This window comes from Aquitalea sp. ASV11, assembly GCF_016429185.1.
GTDB classification, from domain to species: Bacteria; Pseudomonadota; Gammaproteobacteria; order Burkholderiales; family Chromobacteriaceae; genus Aquitalea; species Aquitalea pelogenes.
Window position 1 is genome coordinate 1 of record NZ_JAELUD010000031.1, and the last position, 20,275, is coordinate 20,275.

A 20,275-nucleotide genomic window follows, 5' to 3' on the forward strand; every position below is an offset into this window, starting at 1 on the left:
CACGACCGGAGATGGAGAATACGTCTTCGATCGGCAGCAGGAACGGCTTGTCAACAGCACGTTCCGGAGTCGGGATGTAGGAGTCCAGAGCAGCAGCCAGACGGAAGATGGACGGTTCGCCCATTTCAGATTGGTCGCCTTCCAGTGCCAGACGAGCGGAACCGATAACTACCGGAGTGTCGTCACCCGGGAAGTCGTAGGAAGACAGCAGATCGCGCACTTCCATTTCAACCAGTTCCAGCAGTTCAGCGTCGTCAACCAGGTCAGCCTTGTTCAGGTAAACGATGATGTACGGTACACCAACCTGACGGGACAGCAGGATGTGTTCGCGGGTTTGCGGCATCGGGCCGTCAGCTGCGGAGCACACCAGGATAGCACCGTCCATCTGGGCAGCACCGGTAATCATGTTCTTAACGTAGTCGGCGTGACCCGGGCAGTCTACGTGAGCGTAGTGACGGGACTCGGTTTCGTATTCTACGTGTGCGGTATTAATGGTAATACCACGTGCCTTTTCTTCCGGCGCGCTGTCGATCTGGGAGTAGTCCTTGGCTTCGCCACCAAACTTCTTGGACAGAATGGTGGTGATCGCTGCGGTCAGGGTGGTCTTACCATGGTCAACGTGACCGATGGTGCCGACGTTTACGTGCGGTTTGGTCCGCTCGAACTTTTCCTTAGCCATGGCAAAATTTCCTGAATTGAGTCTCTAACAAACAAATGGGTGGTGCCCATGGGCAGAATTGAACTGCCGACCTCTCCCTTACCAAGGGAGTGCTCTACCCCTGAGCTACATGGGCCCTTAAACAGGCAATAACGCTTGGAGCGGGTGAAGGGAATCGAACCCTCGTCGTAAGCTTGGAAGGCTTCTGCTCTACCATTGAGCTACACCCGCCTGCAACAACTAAACGGCTTTCATACTACACGCCGCCAAGACGTAATTAATTCTGGTGGGGGGAGAAGGATTCGAACCTTCGAAGGCTGAGCCGCCGGATTTACAGTCCGGACCCGTTGACCGCTGGGGTAACCCCCCCTGAGAGACCCGAATAGTATAGATACCCGTTTCTTCCGTCAACACCTGTAGCGCATTTTTTTAAATATTTTTGCCGGAAAATGCACAAAGCCCCGCACTGGGCGGGGCTCTGCTTTTTGCATCAAGCACTTAGCCTTGATCAGGCCTTGCCGGAAATCTGCAGATATTTTGCGTGCAGCTCTTCCTGGGTTTCCGGATGCGCCGGATCCAGCGGGATGCAATCCACCGGACAGACTTGCTGGCACTGCGGTTCGTCGTAATGACCAACACACTGAGTGCACAGGTTGGGGTCGATCTGATAGATCTCTTCGCCTTGCGAAATGGCGTTGTTCGGGCATTCCGGTTCACAGACGTCGCAGTTGATGCATTCGTCGGTAATCATGAGAGACATAGTAATTTCCTCAAGTATTCACAGTATTGATTCTGTCATCCACCTGCCGCAGTCGCAAGTTCGCCCCGTTATATCTTTATGCGGCGACCTGCAGGTGCATTACAGCGATTCTTCTTCCAGCGGCCTTGCCAGTGCGTAATGCACGGATGCCGCCTTGTCCTGCTTGATGACTTCCCAGCCGCTGAGGGCTTCAGGCCAATGCCTGGCCTCGAAATACACCACACCGTCTTCTGCCAGCAGCGCTGCTGTCAAAGGCAGCACCTGCTGCAATAGTGTCGAGTCGTATGGCGGATCCAGGAAGATGACATCGAATATTTCACGACAGCCTTGCACATAGTGCATTGCATCCATGGCAACTACATCTATATGCGTTGCGGCGAGCAGCTGACGATTCGCCTTGAGCGACTCGACCACCTTGCGCGACTTCTCCACCATGACCACGCGAGCTGCCTCACGCGATGCGGCTTCGAACCCCAGTGCCCCGCTACCGGCAAACAGGTCGAGGCAGCGTTTGCCATAGAGTTCCTGACCCAACCAGTTGAATACGGTTTCCCTGACGCGGTCCGGTGTGGGCCGCAAGCCCTCGGCATCCGGGAAAGGTAACAAGCGGCGGCGGTACTGCCCACCGATGATACGGACTTTGTTTCGCTGCTGATTCATGATGCATGGGCTGAAAACACAAGGGCGAGAGTTTACTCTTTTCCCGCCTGGCATGCTGCATCGCAAGCAGTTTGACGCTCAAGGTGTAGCGCCTGCCGTCACAATCTGCATTTGCTGCGGGTCAATCCGGCGTTGCCAGGCATCACGAATCTGCGCAATGCTCACCTGGGCTACGGCGCGCGGGTAATCTTCCAGATAGCTCAATGGCAAGTGGTACTGACCGATAACAGCGAGATAGGGCAGCAATTTGCTGTTGCTGTCATAGCGCAATGGAAAGCCGCCAATGATATTGACCTTGGCCTGGTTCAACTCTGTTTCTGTCGGTCCTTCCTTTATAAAGCGTGCCAGTACCTCACGCGTTGTCTGCAGCGCCAGGCTGGCCTCTGCATTACGGGTGGCCAGTGAAATGACAAACGGCCCTGCTTGTTGCAATGGTGTGAAGTGGCTGCGCACACCGTAGGTCAAACCGCGCCGCACACGCAGCTCCTGCATCAGGCGGGAGTCAAAGCCACCACCACCCAGAATGTAATTTCCCAGCAGCAATGGGTAGTAGTCCGGATCGTCGCGCCTGAGTACCGGCATGCCCAGTGCAATATGGGTCTGGCTGCCTGGTCGCGTTAGGTGAACCTGCGCAACCGGCTGCGGTGTCGGCTGCGTAATATCCGGCAAAGGCTGCGTGCTTTGCGGCAGGTTGCGCAGCATGGCATTGACCAGCTTTTCAGCATCCTGTCGTTTTATGTCTCCGACAATGGATACCACGGCCCCTGCTGCGCGGTAATGTTGTTGCCAGAACTGCAGCAGATCTTCGCGCTGGATGGTTTGCAAGCTTTTGACCGTGGTGAAGGCCGGTCTGGCGTAGGGGTGGTCACCATACATGCGCTGTTGCAAGGTGATGTCAGCACTTGCGCCGGCATCTTCCTGCCTTTGCATCAGGCTATCGATGGCACGCTGCCGTTCGCGATTCAACACGGCCACGGCAAATGTCGGCTGGGTAAGCAGCTGGGTGGCCAGTCCGGTGACGCGCTCTTGCAGATCAGGACGGCTCAGGCTGCGCATGCGCAGACCGGCGGTTTCCAGTTCGGCAAAGCCGTTCAGCTGCGCAGCACTGTTGGCCAGCTGTTGCTGGATGGCCTCTTCATCAAGTTGGCCCGTCCCGCTATCCAGCAGGCCCGCCACCATGGCGGCCAGCCCTTCCTTGCCAAGAGGGTCACGCCGACTGCCTGCGTCAAAGTCAACCCGCACATCCAGTATCGGGTTGGCATGCGTCTCTACCAGCAATACGCGGGCACCTTGCGGTGTATTCCATGACTGGATTTCAACTGCATGGGCCAGAGTGCTGACGAGGCCAAACATGGCTGCAAAGGTTATCGTTTTAACGGACAAAGCCATCTCCCTTCAATTGACCTGCCACGGGTACGGCTCCGCCTTTGCCCAGCAGGGTGACAACAGTAAGCTGGCCATCCTGCAAGGAAGCTGCTGCCTGGCGTACTTGTTCCGAAGTCACCTGCTGCATTTGCTGCCGGATGCGATCGGCGTCACGCCAGGAAAAGCCGACAGACTCCAGCGTACCTATGCGCATGGCCTGGGCAAACAGTGAATCACGCTGGTAAATCTCATCCGCATCCAGCCGTAGCCGGGCACGTGCCAGTTCTTGCTCGCTGACACCACGCTCGACGATATCCCGCAGCTGCTGACGGATGGCAGCTTCCAGTTCTGCCGGCTGCCTGCCACGTGCTTGTGTGGCGGTAATGACAAACAAGGCCTCGCCCCGGCCCAGCATGCTGTAATCGGCAGCTGCCGCATGTGCCAGCGCCTTTCCCCTTTCCATCTGACTAGACAGCCGTGCAGCGGCGTCTCCCGACAACACGGCCTCCAACAGGGCGTAGGCATAAGCCTGACCATCCGCCCCGGGCCTGAACCCGGGCGCATGCCAGGCCATGCTCAGATAATTGAACTGTGACGGCGCACTCAGCTCCACCCGCTTGACGCCCTGCTGCAAGGGTTCGCGCTGCGGATTACGTGCGGGCAATGCTTTGGCCGGGAGACCGGCAAAGTAATGCCTGACCTGCTCAAATACACGAGGCGGATCGACATCACCGACAATCACCAGGGTGACATTGTTTGGCACATACCACTGGCGGTACCACTGTCGCAGGTCATCTGCCCGGGCATGGAGCAGATCATCCATCCAGCCGATGACCGGATAACGCACCGGATTTGCCACAAAGGCGTTGGCATAGAGTGCTTCTTGCAGCAAGCCGGCGGGCTGATCGTCAGTGCGCAGGCGACGTTCTTCCTTGACGACTTCCAGTTCACGCCGGAAAGCTGCTTCATCTATCTGCAGATTGGCCATGCGGTCGGCTTCAAGCTCCAGTAGCAAGGGCAGTTTGTAGGCAGACAACTGGGCGAAGTACACCGTGTAATCGCGACTGGTGAAGGCGTTTTCCTTGCCACCGGCCTGGGCAATCCGTCTGGAGTATTCACCATCCGCAACGCTGGCCGTACCCTTGAACATCATGTGCTCCAGCAAATGTGACAGGCCGGTATGCCCATTGACCTCATCCACGCTCCCCACCCGGTACCACAACTGGGAAACCACCACGGGTGATCTCGCATCGCGTACCACCACTACCTTCATGCCGTTGGGCAGTATTGTCTCTTGCGGCGCCGCCATCACCACGCCCGCCAATAGCAGGAGCATGCCCAGGATCAGCCCTGATTTTGCTTTCATCACCATCGTTTCTGCCCTGTTGCTCATTTAAGGATACAATTTAGCCATTTATCGCTTCCCCAGACTACACAGACGCATGTTTAGTTTCTTCAAGAAAAAGCCAAAGCCGGTTGAAAACCCGGTTATCGAACCGCAAACCGAACCGTCGCAGAGCGCGCCTGTCGAATCGCCTGTTGCCGTACCGGAAAACAATCCAGCTCCCGCCGTGCAGCCTGAGGCCGTTACCCCGGTAGTTGCCAGCGCGGTTTCTGCAGCGGAAATACCGGCTGCAGAAAACACCGCACCCGCCAAAAAACTCAGCTGGACCGAGCGCCTGAAGGCCGGCCTTTCCAAAACCCGTGACAAGCTGGGCAAATCGCTGGCCGGTTTGTTTGGTGGCGGCAAGATTGATGAGGATCTGTACGAGGAGCTGGAAACCGTCCTTTTGACCGCCGACATGGGCATGGATGCCACCTTGCATCTATTAAAGGATGTGCGCGAGCGCGTCAGCCTGAAAGGTCTGAAAGACGGCAGCGAACTGAAAGGCGCCTTGAAGGATTCGCTGAACGAGCTGATTCACCCGCTGGAGAAGCCGCTGGATGTCAACGGCAAGAAGCCGTTTGTCATCATGATGGCCGGGGTGAATGGTGCTGGTAAAACCACTTCCATTGGCAAACTCGCCAAGTACTACCAGCAGCAAGGCAAGAGCGTGCTGCTGGCAGCTGGCGATACCTTCCGCGCGGCTGCGCGCGAGCAGCTGATGGCCTGGGGCGAGCGCAACAACGTCACCGTGATTGCCCAGCAAGGCGGTGATGCTGCCGCTGTTTGTTATGACGCCATCCAGGCCGCCACGGCGCGTGGCATTGATATCGTACTGGCAGATACCGCAGGCCGCCTGCCCACCCAGTTGCACCTGATGGAAGAAATCAAGAAGGTGAAGCGCGTCATCCAGAAGGCCCTGCCGGATGCCCCGCATGAGGTGATTCTGGTGCTGGACGCCAATATCGGCCAGAACGCCATCAGCCAGGTCAAGGTTTTCGATGACGCGCTGGGCCTCACCGGCCTGATTCTGACCAAGCTGGATGGCACTGCCAAAGGTGGCGTGATTGCCGCCATTGCCAAGCAGCGCCCCATTCCGCTACGGTTTGTCGGCGTGGGTGAAAGCATTGACGATTTGCGGCCATTCAACAGCAAGGACTATGTCGACGCCTTGTTCGACTAAGTCAGCAACACAATCTTTGAGCACCGGCAGACCACTGCCGGTGATGTCTTTCCGGATCAAGGGGAATCCAGCGCATGATTCAGTTCGACCAGGTCACCAAGCGTTATCCCGGTGGCAACGAGGCCCTGAAGAACCTTTCCTTTACCATCGATACCGGTGAAATGGTGTTTCTGGCCGGGCATTCCGGTGCAGGCAAATCCACCTTGCTCAAACTGGTGGCCGGGATAGAACGCGCCACCAGCGGCAGCGTGATTGTCAGCGGGCAAAACCTGTCCAAGCTGCGTAACAGCCAGATTCCCTATGTCCGGCAGCATATCGGCATGGTGTTTCAGGACCACAAGCTGCTGTTTGACCGCTCGGTATTCGACAATGTGATGTTGCCGCTGGACATCATCGGCTTTGACCGCCGCGATGCCGCGCGCCGTGTACGTGCCGCGCTGGACAAGGTGGGCTTGCTGTCAAAAGAGAAAACCATGCCCATCCGCTTGTCCGGTGGTGAACAGCAACGTCTGTGCATTGCCCGTGCCGTGGTACACCGCCCCAGCCTGTTGCTGGCCGATGAACCATCGGCCAATCTTGACCGCGCATACGCGCTGGACATCATGGAATTGTTCAAATCCTTCCATCAGGTTGGCGTCAGCGTGGTGATTTCCGCCCATGATGAAACCCTGATGGAAGACTATGGTCGCCGTATCATCCGGTTGAAAGAAGGGCAGTTCGCCGCATGAAACATTATCTGTATCTGAACTGGCAAAGTGCGCGGCAGGCTTTGGGCAAGATTGTCCGCCAGCCATTTGGCAGCCTGCTTACCCTGCTGATGTTGTCGATTGCGCTGGCCCTGCCGCTATCGCTGTACCTGAGTGTGAGCAGCATCCAGGAATGGGCGGGCCGACTGACCGCCACGCCGCAAATCACCCTCTTCATGGAGCAGTCTGCCGAAGAAGCAGACCTGGCTGCTGTCTCCAGCACCCTGACCAAGCACCCGCGCATCCAGAGTTTCCAGTTCATTGGCAAGAAACAGGCGCTCTCCGACCTGGAAAAGCGCAATGGGCTGGCTGGCTTAAGTGAAGGACTGACTGACAATCCGCTGCCGGACGCCTTTGTGGTTACCCCGAAGACGCTGGAGCCGCACGAACTGGAAATGCTGCAAAAGGAACTGTCCGGCCTGCCCATGGTGGAAACCGCCCAGTTTGATGCGCGCTGGGCCAAACGCCTGTACGGCATGGTGGAAATGGGCAAGCAACTGACCTGGTTTCTGGGTGCTGCGCTGGGCATTGCGCTGGTGCTGGTCACCTACAATGCGGTGCAGATGCAGATTCTGGCACGGCGTGACGAAATTGAAGTGGCCAAGCTGATTGGTGCACCGGACAGCTTCATCCGCCGACCCTTCATGTATCACGCCATGTGGCAGGGTTTGCTGGCCGGACTGGCTGCCTGGGGGCTGACCAGCTGGCTGGTGGTGACGGCCAACCCGGCCATTCACGAGTTTGCCCAGCTTTATAACGAAGCCGTCTCGCTGCGTGGCCTGACGCCGGTAGAGCTGGCCGTTGTACTGGCCGTTTCTGCCATACTGGCCATGCTGGGAGCCCGCCTGGCGTCCGATCATCATCTGCGCCAGATACAACCTCGTTAACAATCCTCCCCTTCCCGCCACGGCCGGTTTTCACTTATGGTGACAACTGGCCGTCCCTGATGAATACCCGGTAGCGACTTGAAAAAAGCTATCGGCATCATAGAAAAATTCATTGACGGTGGAACCTTTGCTTGCTAGCACTCTCTATATGCGAGTGCTAAGATAGCACTACCCAAGGAGGTAGTTACACTGATGACCACAACATTTGCCTTGCCCGTTCCGTCGTCCAGCGGCAGCCTGGAGCAATACATCCAGGCGGTGAACAGTGTTCCCATGCTGACCCCCGAACAGGAAACAGAACTGGCCACCCGCTTCCAGGAAGAAAACGACCTGGATGCCGCTCGCCAGATGGTTCTGTCGCACCTGCGTGTCGTCGTATCCATTTCCCGTGGTTATGCCGGTTACGGCCTGCCACAAGCCGACCTGATCCAGGAAGGCAATATCGGCCTGATGAAAGCGGTGAAGCGCTTCGAGCCCGGCCGCGGTGTTCGCCTGTTTTCCTTTGCCGTGCACTGGATCAAGGCAGAAATCCACGAATTCATCCTGCGTAACTGGCGCCTGGTGCGCATTGCCACCACCAAGCCGCAACGCAAGCTGTTCTTCAACCTGCGTAGCATGAAAAGCAGCTTTTCTGCTCTGAGTGAGCAGGAAGCGCAGCAGATTGCCGAAGACCTTGGCGTGAAGCCGGAAGAAGTACGTGAAATGGAAACCCGCATGAGCGGGCAGGATATCGCGCTGATGGCCGATGATGGTGACGATGAGTCTTACGCACCCATCGACTGGCTGGCCGATGCCCACCATGAACCGACCCGCGCACTGGAACGCAAGGCTTTCGATCACCTGCAGACCGAAGGCATCGAATATGCGCTGTCCACTCTGGATGCCCGTAGCCGCCGCATTGTGGAAGCTCGCTGGCTCGCAGACGATGGCGGTTCCACCTTGCACGAACTGGCTGCCGAGTTTGGAGTTTCGGCCGAACGCATTCGCCAGATCGAAGCCAAGGCGCTGGGGAAAATGAAGGCCGCACTGAGTGAAGGTGTGGTGATCGACGACTAAGCCGTCGCCGTCAATAACAAAAAGCCCGCGCCAAACGACGCGGGCTTTTTCATTTTCTTCACTGCTTTACCGCCTGAGTGATACAACCGCCACCTCACAGTCGGCGGTTTGCAGCAACACTCACTCCCCTTCCCCACCCCGGTACTTGGCTGGCAGCTTGTCAAAGACGCGTTGTGCCTCGGCACGCAGGCCTTGCCATTCGGGCACATCCTCATCAATACCATCGAGATAATCCTTGGCATAGGTCGGGAAGGATGCCAGTGCCGTGGCCACGGTTTTGCGCGCCTCATCCTGCTTACCCGCCAGCGCCAGCATCTGCGCCTTTTTCATCATCACATCCGGATAGGGGCGGAAAGCAGTCAGGCGTTCTTCCCACTGCAATTTCTGCGTCAGGTTGCTGCGATCCGCAGTCAGATAATCATCCAGCGTGCTAAGGGCGTGATAGGCAAACAGCGGATGCTCATCCATGATCTGCGCCAGGCGCTGCTGGCGCTTGGCATCGCGTGCCGGGTTATCCGTCTGGGTATACAAGCCCACCAGCTCGTTGTAGGTGGACCAGGTGACAATCGACAGATAGCCGACATACACCATACCCAGCAGCCAGGCTGCCCGAACCAGCAAGCCGGCACGCGCAGTCCGTGCCGGTGCCATCGAAGCAAACACCACCAGCATGGCGAGGAAATACAGATACCACAGCGGGTATTCCAGCATGCTGTGAATCAGCGTCACCGCCATGCAACCCAGCGCCAGCATGCCTTCAGCTTCGGCACGCTCGCTGAAGAATGGCCATACCACCCAGGCAAAGCCGACTACCACGGCCAGCGTGACCGGCAAGCCCATTTCCGCCAGCAATTGCAGAATCAGGTTATGGCAATTGGTGAACAGGCCGCTATTGAAGCCTGCGCTGGCAAACTGTGGCAGTGGCTGCAAACGCACGCTTTCTGCTGCGTATTGCGACCAACCCACCCCCCACAAGGGGTGGTCCTTGAAGGTCATCCAGGCCTTGGTCATTTCGGCAATACGTCGCGAACCCATATCGTCACCATTGGCCGCCAGCCGCTCCACGCCGGAGGCATTGGTCACATTGGCATGGGTGAACAGCGAAATCAGGTGATTGACCAAGGGCAAGGCAAACTGCGCGGCGAAGATCACCACACAGGCCAGCAACATGGACCACATCAGGCGGCGCGACTCCTGGCTACGCATGCGCCAGTGCCATACAAAGCCAAGCATGGTCAGTGCCAGCAGATACAACAGCGTAGTGCGCGACGCAGCATATGCCAGCATCAGGCCGAACCAGACCACCAGCAAGGCCAGCCAGCCACGCGCCATGCGGTCCACGGCAAACAGGTATACCCCGCTCACCACCGACCACATCAGATAATGCGCGTACTGATTACGCTGGCCGATATGGCCAAAAATATTGGTAGTGGGGTGGGCACTGTCATAAAACAGGCCCAGCGTGTGGGCAAGGCCGGTCAGCTGTGCCAGGCCAATCAGCGACTGCACCAAACCACCCACAATCACTGCCCGCGCCAGCCAGATGGCAAAGTCACGCGGCCCGAATGCCTGCTGCAGGCTGTAGGACAGCCCCGCCAGCAAGGCCACCACCAGCCAGGCCAGTGCGGTGGCATAGGTCATGCCGGGAAACAGGGCCTGCACCAGCTGCGGCTGCACACCCCACAGCAGTGCGAGCAACAAACACCACCAGCTGGCGCGTGGTACACGTTCAAACAAAGTTGCCGACGGTAGCAGGAATACGGAGGAAGCCAGCATCAGCCACACCACATTCATCTCGCCAAACCATTGCGGCAGCGGCACAAAATGAATGCGGGATGCAAAAGGCAGGATGGCAATCAGGCAAAACGACAGCAAAGCCATGCGGCGGGAAAGCGTCGGAAAGGACATGATGAAATAAGGGAGCCGAAAGCAAAACAAGGAGGATACCGCATGTCCGGCAGGAAGACACCGCCAGCCTGGGCCGACGGTGCCTGTGGACGATCAGAAAAGCGCTTTGCGGGTAACGGGGGCGGCGACAGTCATGACTGCTGCGATACGGCCAGCCTCCGTATTACCACCGTGCGCGGCATACTCTTCGGCAGCATGCTTGGCAATTTTCTTTAGTGGTTCAATTTCCGGGAAATTATAACGTGCATAATTTGCCACATAAGCATCAACAAAATCAGGATAATTTGCGATTGCCAAAACCAGTGCCTCCTGAGATTTTTTGGTCTGTCCATTCAATGCGCGCAAAATGGATAATTTAAATAACACTTCAGGATAAGGCCTTATTTCTGCAAGGCTTTCGAAGTGATTAATCTTATAGTTGAACTGGTCTCTAGTCGGCTGAAGATAAGCAACCAACTCCATATCAGCATCATCTCGCCAAAAGGGATTCGCACCCAACTCAAGCAATGACTTTATTCTTCTGGCATTTTCAGCAACATCCGCAGTAGGACGCTGATTCTCAAATAATGTCTTATATGCGCCATGACCAATCAGAAAATTTACTAAACAAAGAACTGCAACACAAACTGCAATTGTCCGTACAATAAAACCACGAAGCTTCAGATTGACACTAGGCAATGGAGCCAAAACCCCAACAACGACCAAACAAAGTATGAACGGGAAATACCATAATGGGTATTCAAACAAGCTATGAATAACAATAATGCAAAAAACTGAAAGCAAGAACAAATTTTCACCACTCTTAGCACCAAATTTCACATACCCGATAAAAATCAATAATAAACATAGTGCCACGGGCAACAAACCAACAAGACCTGTTTCGGCCAATAGCTGGAAGATCAAATTATGTGAATTATTGAATAACCAACTCTCCGGGGATTTCGGCCATCCTCCGAATGCTTCCAACCTGACAGATTCAGCTGCATAACCACCCAGACCAACACCAAAAACAGGATGAGAGAGAAAAATATCCCAAGCCTTACTCCACTCGATACGCCTACGCGCTCCGACACCGGCGGCCATCACACGATCAGATCCACTCTCAGCATCAATCGGCATGCCAATGTAACCAAGAATTTGACATATCTGGTGATTAAAAATCTGCACTAACACTACTAAAATAACAGCCCCAGAAATGGCAAAGACCATTTTCCGCACCGTCTGATCCTCATGACTTTTACGTAACCAAATCCAGGAAAGGCAACACATCATTAGACCGTAAAGCAAAATCAATCGCGCACCAGACCAAGAAATAAGAAGCGAAAAAAGAACTATTGAAGCCCAGAAAAATAATGCCCGCAGTTTGTTAATAGAATACAAATAACAAGCTGCCACCAAACCCCACGTCAAAAATTGAGCATATTGATTTCGCTGACCAATATTACCCATAATATTGCCACGAGGATTTACAGCGTCATACACAACAAATCCATTAAAATAAGGGGCCAAACCCATTATTTGTATATAACCAAGTAACACTTGCACCAACGACGCACAAAAGAACAGCATGCAAAGCGATACAATAAATTCACTACGACCTTCTTCATCAATACCATTCTTTGCATATAGGGAAAAAAGAGACAACAACAATAGCACCGACAATTCTTCAGGTGCTTCAACATGCCTAGACCCGATACATGCCAACAGAAATAATAACAAACCAACAGATATCACCGAGAGGTTCAGCCGCACATTTCTCCATGCAAACAGTACAAATGCCACGCCTAAACCCACGATGGAAATAGCGCTGAAATACCAATCAGGGGAAGGTGGAAATCTAACAAAGCTAAAAAATGGTAAAACAATGATTAGCCCAATAAAATAATTAGATATTTTTCTCATCTTCCACACCAAAATAAACAAAGGGGTGCAAAAGCACCCCTTTATAATTACAAATTAAGCTATATGATCAACGGCAATTCGCAGGCAGATACTGGCTAGGAATTGTACTGGCTGCACATTTCCAGTCTACAGTACCGCTAGCAAGAGTACCAGTCAGAGTAAAGGCATTCGCTGTACTAGTTACACTACCACCGATACCACTAGCCATGGTAACAGTCAACACACCGACAGTATTGCTGGTTTGCGAGTAACCAACAGAAGAAACATACTTGGTTGCAACAGAAGAGAAGCCTGCAGAAGCAGCTGTACCAGGCATAGTACCATTACTGATCGCATATTCAGACACCGAGGTTTTAGCTGCAGCAACAGCGGCCAAACCTTCAGACACCTTGGCACGTACGGTGTAGTCCTGATAAGCCGGAATGGCAATGGCAGCCAAAATACCGATGATTGCCACAACAATCATCAGCTCGATCAGGGTAAAGCCCTGTTGGATTTGCTTTTGCATTTGATACTCCTTGGAAATTACCGACAGTTAGCCGGCAAATAGTTTGGATAAAGCCCGTTACTGGAACAAGTCCAAGATACAACATTACTAGCTGTAACACTTGGTGTAAGTGTTAGCTGTAAACCCGAAGCAGTAGCTGCATTAAATGAAACGGTAATCACACTGACACCAGCACTGGCTGCAACTTGTACATTACTGACGTAGTTGCCTGTAAGACTGCTTGGCAAACCTGCACTGGCATTGGTTGAAGGCCAGTATCCATTCGAAATGTAAGACTCGCTGACTGAAGTCTTGGCATGATCGGCAAACGTCAAGCCTTCTGCCACTTTCGCCCGAACGGTGTAGTCCTGATACGCCGGTATCGCAATCGCAGCCAGAATGCCGATGATGGCTACCACAATCATCAGTTCAATCAAGGTAAATCCGTTATTGCGTCGCATGCCCCTCTCCGTGGTATGCACGGGCTACTTAATGCAGAAAGCGTGCCAGGTGGCTGCGCACTGTGTTTTCAGGGCGGTACACCATCACTCAGCTTGCATAGCCTGTCAGCATGTGACGTTTTTTGTCAGTTCCAGCTGCCGGGACTGGCTGTGTTAGCATCCTGCCATTCCCGCATACAGGAGCCCTCATGAGCAACCAGGACTGGCTGAACCGCAGCCGCGATAGCGTCTGGCACCCTTGCACCCAGATGAAACGCCACGAAACCCTGCCCATCATCCCCATCGCCAAAGCCGAAGGGGTATGGCTGGAGGATTTTGACGGCAATCGTTATCTGGATGCCGTGAGCTCCTGGTGGGTGAACCTGTTCGGCCATGGCCATCCGCGTATCAAGCAAGCCATCAAGCAGCAACTGGATGAGGTGGAACATGTGATTCTGGCCGGTTTCACCCACAGGCCGGTGGTTGAGCTGTCTGAGCGGCTGTCCGCGCTGACCGGGCTTGGCCATGTTTTCTATGCCTCGGATGGTGCCAGCGCTACCGAGATTGCCCTGAAGATGAGCTTTCATTACTGGAAGAACATCGGCCAGCCGGAGAAGTGCCGTTTCATCAGCCTGGATAACAGCTATCACGGTGAAACCGCCGGCGCACTGGCAGTCACCGATGTTCCGCTGTTCTCCGCCACTTATGCGCCGCTGCTCAAGCCTGGCGTGCGGGTGCCATCGCCGGATGCGAGACAGGCCCGGCCGGGACAGAGCGCCGAGGATGTGGCCATGGCCGCCATTCGCTCACTGGAAAATGTACTGGCAAAGAAGGCTGGCGAAATGGCAGCCATCATTGTGGAACCGCTGGTACAGGGTGCGGCCGGCATGGCCATGTACCACCCGGTCTACCTGACCGAACTGCGCCGTCTGTGCGATCAGTATCAGGTGCATCTGATTGCCGATGAAATTGCGGTTGGCTTTGGCCGCACCGGCACGCTGTTTGCCTGCGAGCAGGCCGGTATCAAACCGGACTTTCTCTGCCTGTCCAAAGGCATTACCGGTGGCTTCCTGCCCCTGTCCTGCGTACTGAGCACGGACACCATCTACCAGGCGTTTTATCACGATGATGTCACCCGTGGCTTTTTGCACTCCCACAGCTACACCGGCAATGCGCTGGCGTGCAGTGCAGCGTTGGCCGTGCTGGACATTTTTGCCGACGAAGACATCATTGCGCGCAATCGCGAACTGGCCGCAACCTTTACTGACATTCTGGCGCCACTGGCTGAACGGGCAGATGTCCATCACTTCCGCCATACCGGCATGATCTGGGCGTTTGATGTAGAAAGCCCGCGCGCCGACTTTGCACAAGCGTTTTTCTCGGCCATGCTGAAACTGGGCTGCCTGGTCAGACCGATCGGCAAGACGGTGTATTTCATGCCGCCTTATGTCATGCAGCCTGCTGAAATGGTGCAGCTGTTCCAGGCCACTTGCACTGTGCTGGATGCCCTGCATCAAGAAAACACGATTTTGACCGGGCCGGTCACCGCATTGCCGTGAGGATTACCTTGCCTAGGCGGGCTTGATTCAAATAGCATGAGCGATACAAGGAATGGCAGATCAACCATCCATATGGTTTGTCATCCCGCGAGAACCCATCACCTTACCCGCCTAGCCACAGGATGCACGATGCAGCTTGCCTTGCCCGCTCTGGATATGGACCCGAGATTGGTAGACACCAACCCTGACAGCGTTGCCAGCTGGGTAGAACGCTTGCCGTACACCGACCTGCATGAATGCGGCCGCCAGATGCTGGATGCCTTGCGCAATCTCAGCCGTACCCCGATGGAAGTGGCCAACCGCCACAAGCTGCTGCTGCAATACCTGAAAGGGCTGGACCGCTACTATCCCGCGCTGGAAAGTGAAATCATCCAGACCGATCTGACCTCGGCACCCCGCACCCGCCAGCTGGCCATGCTGGGTGCAGCCCTGTTCGAAGCCATTTTCATTGCCTTCAAACGCACGCTGAGCGAGCGACTGGCCAAACGGGGTTTGCTGGAGCGTGAGCAACAGCGCATTGAACTGCTGTTGTACACCATGATGTCGGCACGCCAGTTGCTGAGCATCTGCTGCCAGAGCTACAGCCCGCCACCAGCACACTTCTGGTACGACTGCCACCAGCTGTTCAGCTTTGCCCTGGCGCGTGGCTGGCAGGACAAGCATCTGGAAAACGACGACTCACCGGCCACCATTTATCGCCAGATCCTGCTATTGGGGCTGACCTCCACCAACCGGCTGTCCATGCCGGAATTACTGGTTGCCAAACAGTTGATCATGGACCTGGCCCATCAGACAGGACTGGTCCCGGTTGAGGCGATTCAGGGGCAAGCCCATGGTTATCTGGTGGATGCTGGTCGAGACGAACCGCCGCGCTTCCTGCGCATCCAGGCAGAAACCCTGGAAGCCGGGTGTTATCTGCTGGATCTGGCGCCTGCCATTACCGTGCTGAATCACAGCATCGAGCAATTGACCAAGGTACAGAACACCAGCAGCAACCCCAGCCAGACTTACGATGAGCTGCACCTGCTGCAATCGCTGGCTGCAGAATGGCAGCAACCGCGCCGCCGCCGTCACCAGCGCCTGCCGATCCAGGAAGTAATCGAACTGATTTCCACCGTGCCGGCCATCTGGTATCGCAGCAACGGCATGAGTTGGGTGCAGGCCGGCAACGAAGAAGCCGCACCGCCTCCCACCACCCGCGCACCGCCGCCGCCCAGCCTGTTTGTGGTAGTGAACCAGAGCGCCACCGGCTTTCTGCTGCGCGGCCAGCCGCGCGGTCAGACCCTGCGCGCCGGCGAAGCTGTGTTGCTGACTCATCCGGGCAAACCCGACAGCGCCCAGTTGTGCATGGTGTGCTGGGTATCCTTGCTGCCGGACGGGGTCGATGTGGAATGCGGGGTGGAAATCATCGCGGCCAAACCCGAAGCCGTCATGGTGATTCCCACCATTACCCATCCCAGCGACACCCCGCAATTTGCCCTGCGCCTCCCTGCCATTGCCAGCCTGCGCCGTCCGGCCCTGCTGTTGATGCAAGGCCGCCCGTTCAGCCGGCTGCGCGAATTCCGCCTGTGGGATGACAAGGGTGACATGCTGGTACGCTCCTCCAGGCTGGACAAGCAATCCCCCCACTTCCAGCTGATGGAATTTCGCGATAGCGACCACTTCTGAGCCACGCTCAGGCTGTCCGGTTTGCGGTAAACTCGTCAGCTTCTTCATTTATTGCAGCAGAAGGGTTTTGTATGCGCTCGGTGATTCATGCCGCCAACCGGATTGTGGTCAAGGTAGGTTCCAGCCTGGTCACCAATGATGGCAAGGGACTGGACCTGGCGGCGCTGGCGCGCTGGGCCGCTGAAATTGCCGAACTGAAACGCCGTGGCAAACAGGTGGTGCTGGTTTCCAGCGGTGCCATTGCCGAAGGCTGTCAGCGCCTGGGCTGGTCGGTACGCCCCAAGGGAGTACACGAATTGCAGGCCGCTGCTGCCGTGGGCCAGATGGGCCTGTGTCAGGCCTATGAAACCGCATTTCGCTCTTTTGGCCTGAAAACCGCGCAAATCCTGCTGACCCACGAAGACCTGGCCGACCGCACCCGTTACCTGAATGCGCGCACCACACTCACCACCCTGCTCAATCTCAATGTCGTTCCCATCATCAATGAGAATGACACGGTGGTCACCGATGAAATCCGCTTTGGCGACAACGACACGCTGGGCGCACTGGTCACCAACCTGATTGAAGCCGATGCGCTGATCATCCTGACCGACCAGCAAGGCCTGTACACTGCCGACCCGCGCAAGCATCCGGATGCGGTATTCGTGCACGAAGCACAGGCAGGCGATGCCGCACTGGAAGACATGGCCGGTGGTGCAGGCTCCAGCGTGGGCACCGGCGGCATGATCACCAAGATCCTCGCCGCCAAGCGTTCTGCCCGCAGTGGTGCCGACACGGTGATTGCCTGTGGTCGCGAACATGATGTGCTGTCGCGTCTGGCCGATGGCGAAGGCATTGGCACCCAGTTGCTGGCACCGACCAACCGCATGGCAGCACGCAAGCAATGGCTGGCTGACCACCTGAAGCTGACTGGTCGCATCGTGCTGGACAATGGTGCAGCACTGGCGGTACGCGAACGCGGTACCAGCCTGCTACCGGTAGGGGTTACCGCCATCGAGGGTGACTTCCTGCGTGGTGAAGCGGTGGCCTGCGTGGACCCGCAAGGGCTGGAAGTGGCACGCGGCCTGGTGAACTACAGCTCGGACGAAGCCCGGCTGATCATGAAGAAAACCACGCGCGAGATTGAAGCTACGCTGGGCTATATGGTGGAGCCGGAACTGATTCACCGCGACAATATGGTCACCCTGTAAATCCTGGCTTCGGGGGAGTGACAGGTACAAAAAAGGCGGCGCAAGCCGCCTTTTGCATCTGCAACAGCCAGCCGGGCCTGCAGTCAGGGCAGGCCAGGTGCCGTATCACTCCTGCCCGGACGCATCCACGTTTTTACCAGCTTCCAGCTCGCGTGCACGGCGCAATTCCAGCGCACGGGCAATCACATAAGCCATCATCAGGCAGATGAAGAACAGGAACATCACCAGCGCCATCGAGCGCAGGGTTTCGGTCAGCGCGTTCCACAATTCCAGCACCCAGCGCGCACCGGTCAGTTCCAGCTGGGTACTGCCCTTGCCGGCAGTGGGCGGCAGATACTGCTCCAGATTCCAGGGGCGGACGCCGCCGGAGATCCCTGCCACCACGATGGCAAAGCTGATGTAGTAGCGCCAGGCATCGGCCAGGTCCTGTCCCAGAGTACGACGCAGGATCTTGACGATGGCGGGGTCAAAAAAACGCACTACTGCCAGCGAAGTAGCCAGGGCAACCACGACAATGGCAGCAAACAGTGCATAAAACATGATGCTTCCTTTCTGGAAAACCAAATCAGGTTCAGATAACAGATCAATTCATGTACGGGGCGCCGCGCTCAGACCGACGGCTGTTGCAGCAGGCGTGCAAACCGCTGCAACACTGCCGCAGCGTGTGGCGTGGGGCACAACCGTGTCCGCAACGCTTCTGGTGCCAGACCTGCCGCTTGCAGCGTGGGTGCCAGATGCGCCAGATAAGCGTCCGTAGCGGCGAGATCGAACTCGGGATGAAATTGTACGCCCCAGGCCGAACCCAGGCGGAATGCATGATTGGGTTCGAATGCGTTGGTGGCCAGCCGCACCGCGCCCGGCGGCAAGGCACTGACTGACTGCCAGTGAATGACCGCCGCCGGGAAGCTGGCGGGCATGCCGGCAAACAGCTGGTCTTCTGCTGCGGCAGGTAACAGGTCGACTTCCACCACCCCTGCCTCCGGCCCCTTGGGGTGATAGCCCACGCTGCCACCCAGGGCATCAGCCAGCAACTGGTGGCCATAACAGATGCCCAATACCGGAAGCTCACGCGCCACTGCCTGACGCAGCCACTCTGCGGTGCTCACGCTCCAGTCTTCGCGGTCGCTCACCATGGCCGGGGAGCCGGTAATCACCGCAGCGGCGCAGTCCTGCACCGCAGGAAGGGCTTCGCCACGCTGTACGTCCACCACGCGCCACTCACCGGGAGCAGCTTGCAATTCACGGGCAATCCAGTGCTCAAAATCGCCCAGTTTTTCGGCCAGCGCCGGGTAGGTACGGCCGGTCTTGATGATGATTTTCTGCATCGGACTAATCTTTCAGCGGCAAACCAAAGTGGGTATATGCCAGCGCCGTGGCCATGCGGCCGCGCGGGGTGCGCTGCAAATAGCCTTGCTGGATCAGGAAGGGTTCGATCACGTCTTCAATGGTATCGGTGGATTCACCAATGGCCGCACCGACATTGTCCAGCCCCACCGGGCCACCACCGAACTTCTCCAGAATGGCGGCCAGCAGCTTGCGGTCCATCACGTCCAGACCGGCCGGGTCGACATCCAGCATGGCCAATGCGGCATCAGCCACCTGGGCCGTGACAATGCCGTCCGACTTCACTTCGGCGTAGTCGCGTACCCGACGCAGCAGGCGGTTGGCAATCCGCGGCGTGCCGCGCGAACGGCGTGCCACCTCGAAAGCGCCGTCGTCAGCCAGCGTAACATTCAACAGCCCGGCAGAACGGCTGACAATCCGCGTCAGTTCTTCCGGGGTATAAAACTCCAGCCGCGCCACAATGCCAAAGCGGTCGCGCAAGGGGTTGGTGAGCATGCCGGCACGGGTGGTGGCACCAATCAGGGTGAAGGGCGGCAGGTCCAGCTTGACCGAACGTGCGGCCGGGCCTTCGCCAATCATGATGTCGATCTGGTAATCCTCCAGCGCCGGGTAGAGGATTTCCTCGACAACCGGGCTCAGGCGGTGGATTTCGTCGATGAACAGCACATCGTGCGGCTCCAGATTGGTCAGCAGGGCTGCCAGGTCGCCTGCACGTTCCAGCACCGGGCCGGAGGTCTGCCGCAGGTTGACACCCATCTCGCGCGCCACGATATGCGCCAGCGTAGTCTTGCCCAGGCCGGGCGGGCCGAACAGCAGCACGTGGTCCAGCGCTTCGCCACGGCGCTTGGCGGCCTCGATGAAGATTTCCAGCTGCTCGCGTGCCTTCTTCTGGCCCACATATTCATCCAGCAGCTTGGGGCGCAGGGCGCGTTCCAGTGCTTCTTCCTGCGAGGACAGGCTTTGCTGGGTAACGATGCGTCGCTCGGGAGCGCCGCCAATCAGCTTGTCGGTTTCGATCATGGGTACTGCCGTGGTGGCTGGATTTTGAATCCGTCCATCTTACCACCTGACCCAACAG

Annotated in this window: 19 protein-coding genes and 3 tRNA genes; 7 read left to right on the top strand and 15 right to left on the bottom strand. The window is 56.6% G+C overall.

All coding sequences use genetic code 11. The features are described from left to right. From JHD62_RS11465 to JHD62_RS11500, 8 genes are all read right to left on the bottom strand, one after another. On the bottom strand, window positions 1–679 hold a 679-nt coding region (locus JHD62_RS11465), incomplete at its 3' end, for a GTP-binding protein (RefSeq protein ID WP_199103004.1). Window positions 680–719: 40 nt separating this feature from the next. Then, window positions 720–794 (bottom strand) — tRNA-Thr (locus tag JHD62_RS11470). Between the two features lie 21 nt (window positions 795–815). Then, window positions 816–889, bottom strand: a tRNA-Gly gene (locus JHD62_RS11475). A 53-nt stretch (window positions 890–942) separates the two neighbouring features. Then, window positions 943–1,028, bottom strand: a tRNA-Tyr gene (locus JHD62_RS11480). 138 nt (window positions 1,029–1,166) lie between these two features. Beyond that, window positions 1,167–1,418: a YfhL family 4Fe-4S dicluster ferredoxin gene (locus JHD62_RS11485; RefSeq protein WP_045846381.1), complete on the bottom strand. Its 252-nt coding sequence runs from the start codon at window positions 1,416–1,418 to the stop codon at window positions 1,167–1,169. 99 nt (window positions 1,419–1,517) lie between these two features. After that, window positions 1,518–2,078 (bottom strand): 16S rRNA (guanine(966)-N(2))-methyltransferase RsmD, encoded by a 561-nt coding sequence (gene rsmD / locus JHD62_RS11490; RefSeq protein ID WP_199103005.1) that lies wholly within the window; start codon window positions 2,076–2,078, stop codon window positions 1,518–1,520. A 78-nt stretch (window positions 2,079–2,156) separates the two neighbouring features. Then, a complete protein-coding gene (locus JHD62_RS11495) occupies window positions 2,157–3,431 on the bottom strand; it encodes a pitrilysin family protein (protein ID WP_233160869.1) in 1,275 nt (424 codons plus the stop codon). Between the two features lie 19 nt (window positions 3,432–3,450). Beyond that, window positions 3,451–4,809, bottom strand: coding sequence for a pitrilysin family protein (locus tag JHD62_RS11500; protein WP_233160871.1), 1,359 nt, complete (start codon window positions 4,807–4,809; stop codon window positions 3,451–3,453). 76 nt (window positions 4,810–4,885) lie between these two features. On the opposite strand from JHD62_RS11500, the gene ftsY reads away from it, so the two are divergent. The 4 genes from ftsY (at window position 4,886) to rpoH (ending at window position 8,699) form a co-directional block, all read left to right on the top strand. Further along, on the top strand, window positions 4,886–6,010 hold the full coding sequence (gene ftsY / locus JHD62_RS11505; protein WP_199103007.1) for a signal recognition particle-docking protein FtsY: 1,125 nt from the start codon (window positions 4,886–4,888) through the stop codon (window positions 6,008–6,010). Window positions 6,011–6,084: 74 nt separating this feature from the next. Beyond that, entirely contained in the window at window positions 6,085–6,738 is a 654-nt protein-coding gene (gene ftsE / locus JHD62_RS11510) for a cell division ATP-binding protein FtsE (RefSeq protein WP_045846377.1), read from the top strand. Continuing rightward, complete coding sequence (gene ftsX, locus JHD62_RS11515; RefSeq protein WP_199103008.1) at window positions 6,735–7,643, top strand: permease-like cell division protein FtsX; 909 nt, start codon at window positions 6,735–6,737, stop codon at window positions 7,641–7,643. Before ftsE ends, ftsX begins: the two co-directional genes overlap by 4 nt. A gap of 192 nt (window positions 7,644–7,835) precedes the next feature. Continuing rightward, on the top strand, window positions 7,836–8,699 hold the full coding sequence (gene rpoH / locus JHD62_RS11520; RefSeq protein ID WP_045846375.1) for an RNA polymerase sigma factor RpoH: 864 nt from the start codon (window positions 7,836–7,838) through the stop codon (window positions 8,697–8,699). Between the two features lie 120 nt (window positions 8,700–8,819). Here rpoH and JHD62_RS11525 read toward each other — a convergent pair whose 3' ends face one another. The 4 genes from JHD62_RS11525 to JHD62_RS11540 form a co-directional block, all read right to left on the bottom strand. Continuing rightward, entirely contained in the window at window positions 8,820–10,607 is a 1,788-nt protein-coding gene (locus JHD62_RS11525; protein WP_199103009.1) for a PglL family O-oligosaccharyltransferase, read from the bottom strand. A 93-nt stretch (window positions 10,608–10,700) separates the two neighbouring features. Next, complete coding sequence (locus tag JHD62_RS11530; protein WP_199103010.1) at window positions 10,701–12,509, bottom strand: PglL family O-oligosaccharyltransferase; 1,809 nt, start codon at window positions 12,507–12,509, stop codon at window positions 10,701–10,703. A gap of 67 nt (window positions 12,510–12,576) precedes the next feature. Beyond that, window positions 12,577–13,017 (bottom strand): pilin, encoded by a 441-nt coding sequence (locus JHD62_RS22860; RefSeq protein WP_199103011.1) that lies wholly within the window; start codon window positions 13,015–13,017, stop codon window positions 12,577–12,579. Between the two features lie 17 nt (window positions 13,018–13,034). Further along, window positions 13,035–13,457: a pilin gene (locus JHD62_RS11540; RefSeq protein WP_199103012.1), complete on the bottom strand. Its 423-nt coding sequence runs from the start codon at window positions 13,455–13,457 to the stop codon at window positions 13,035–13,037. Window positions 13,458–13,645: 188 nt separating this feature from the next. On the opposite strand from JHD62_RS11540, the gene JHD62_RS11545 reads away from it, so the two are divergent. The 3 genes from JHD62_RS11545 to proB all read left to right on the top strand — a co-directional run bounded on the left by JHD62_RS11545 (window position 13,646) and on the right by proB (window position 17,853). Beyond that, window positions 13,646–14,995 carry an adenosylmethionine--8-amino-7-oxononanoate transaminase gene (locus JHD62_RS11545; protein WP_199103013.1) on the top strand — a complete coding sequence of 450 codons (1,350 nt, stop codon included), beginning with the start codon at window positions 13,646–13,648 and terminating at the stop codon, window positions 14,993–14,995. A gap of 129 nt (window positions 14,996–15,124) precedes the next feature. Continuing rightward, window positions 15,125–16,663, top strand: a complete 1,539-nt coding sequence (locus tag JHD62_RS11550; RefSeq protein WP_199103014.1) for a hypothetical protein — start codon at window positions 15,125–15,127, stop codon at window positions 16,661–16,663. Window positions 16,664–16,734: 71 nt separating this feature from the next. Further along, window positions 16,735–17,853, top strand: coding sequence for a glutamate 5-kinase (gene proB, locus JHD62_RS11555; RefSeq protein WP_199103015.1), 1,119 nt, complete (start codon window positions 16,735–16,737; stop codon window positions 17,851–17,853). Window positions 17,854–17,958: 105 nt separating this feature from the next. On the opposite strand, the gene JHD62_RS11560 is transcribed toward proB, so the two are convergent. From JHD62_RS11560 to ruvB, 3 genes are all read right to left on the bottom strand, one after another. Continuing rightward, window positions 17,959–18,393: a hypothetical protein gene (locus tag JHD62_RS11560; RefSeq protein ID WP_045846369.1), complete on the bottom strand. Its 435-nt coding sequence runs from the start codon at window positions 18,391–18,393 to the stop codon at window positions 17,959–17,961. A gap of 68 nt (window positions 18,394–18,461) precedes the next feature. Continuing rightward, entirely contained in the window at window positions 18,462–19,178 is a 717-nt protein-coding gene (locus JHD62_RS11565; RefSeq protein WP_199103016.1) for a glutamine amidotransferase, read from the bottom strand. A 4-nt stretch (window positions 19,179–19,182) separates the two neighbouring features. Further along, on the bottom strand, window positions 19,183–20,217 hold the full coding sequence (ruvB, locus tag JHD62_RS11570) for a Holliday junction branch migration DNA helicase RuvB (RefSeq protein WP_199103017.1): 1,035 nt from the start codon (window positions 20,215–20,217) through the stop codon (window positions 19,183–19,185). Between the last annotated feature and the right edge of the window lie 58 nt (window positions 20,218–20,275).

Coding starts and splice junctions, on each gene's coding strand:
- JHD62_RS11495 (WP_233160869.1), bottom strand. CDS start 3,431: ATGTTTGGCCTCGTCAGCACTCTGGCCCATGCAGTTGAAATCCAGTCA.
- ftsX (WP_199103008.1), top strand. CDS start 6,735: ATGAAACATTATCTGTATCTGAACTGGCAAAGTGCGCGGCAGGCTTTG.
- JHD62_RS11550 (WP_199103014.1), top strand. CDS start 15,125: ATGCAGCTTGCCTTGCCCGCTCTGGATATGGACCCGAGATTGGTAGAC.
- JHD62_RS22860 (WP_199103011.1), bottom strand. CDS start 13,017: ATGCAAAAGCAAATCCAACAGGGCTTTACCCTGATCGAGCTGATGATT.
- JHD62_RS11530 (WP_199103010.1), bottom strand. CDS start 12,509: ATGAGAAAAATATCTAATTATTTTATTGGGCTAATCATTGTTTTACCA.
- JHD62_RS11485 (WP_045846381.1), bottom strand. CDS start 1,418: ATGTCTCTCATGATTACCGACGAATGCATCAACTGCGACGTCTGTGAA.
- proB (WP_199103015.1), top strand. CDS start 16,735: ATGCGCTCGGTGATTCATGCCGCCAACCGGATTGTGGTCAAGGTAGGT.
- JHD62_RS11525 (WP_199103009.1), bottom strand. CDS start 10,607: ATGTCCTTTCCGACGCTTTCCCGCCGCATGGCTTTGCTGTCGTTTTGC.
- JHD62_RS11545 (WP_199103013.1), top strand. CDS start 13,646: ATGAGCAACCAGGACTGGCTGAACCGCAGCCGCGATAGCGTCTGGCAC.
- JHD62_RS11560 (WP_045846369.1), bottom strand. CDS start 18,393: ATGTTTTATGCACTGTTTGCTGCCATTGTCGTGGTTGCCCTGGCTACT.
- ftsE (WP_045846377.1), top strand. CDS start 6,085: ATGATTCAGTTCGACCAGGTCACCAAGCGTTATCCCGGTGGCAACGAG.
- ftsY (WP_199103007.1), top strand. CDS start 4,886: ATGTTTAGTTTCTTCAAGAAAAAGCCAAAGCCGGTTGAAAACCCGGTT.
- ruvB (WP_199103017.1), bottom strand. CDS start 20,217: ATGATCGAAACCGACAAGCTGATTGGCGGCGCTCCCGAGCGACGCATC.
- JHD62_RS11540 (WP_199103012.1), bottom strand. CDS start 13,457: ATGCGACGCAATAACGGATTTACCTTGATTGAACTGATGATTGTGGTA.
- rsmD (WP_199103005.1), bottom strand. CDS start 2,078: ATGAATCAGCAGCGAAACAAAGTCCGTATCATCGGTGGGCAGTACCGC.
- JHD62_RS11500 (WP_233160871.1), bottom strand. CDS start 4,809: ATGAAAGCAAAATCAGGGCTGATCCTGGGCATGCTCCTGCTATTGGCG.
- JHD62_RS11565 (WP_199103016.1), bottom strand. CDS start 19,178: ATGCAGAAAATCATCATCAAGACCGGCCGTACCTACCCGGCGCTGGCC.
- rpoH (WP_045846375.1), top strand. CDS start 7,836: ATGACCACAACATTTGCCTTGCCCGTTCCGTCGTCCAGCGGCAGCCTG.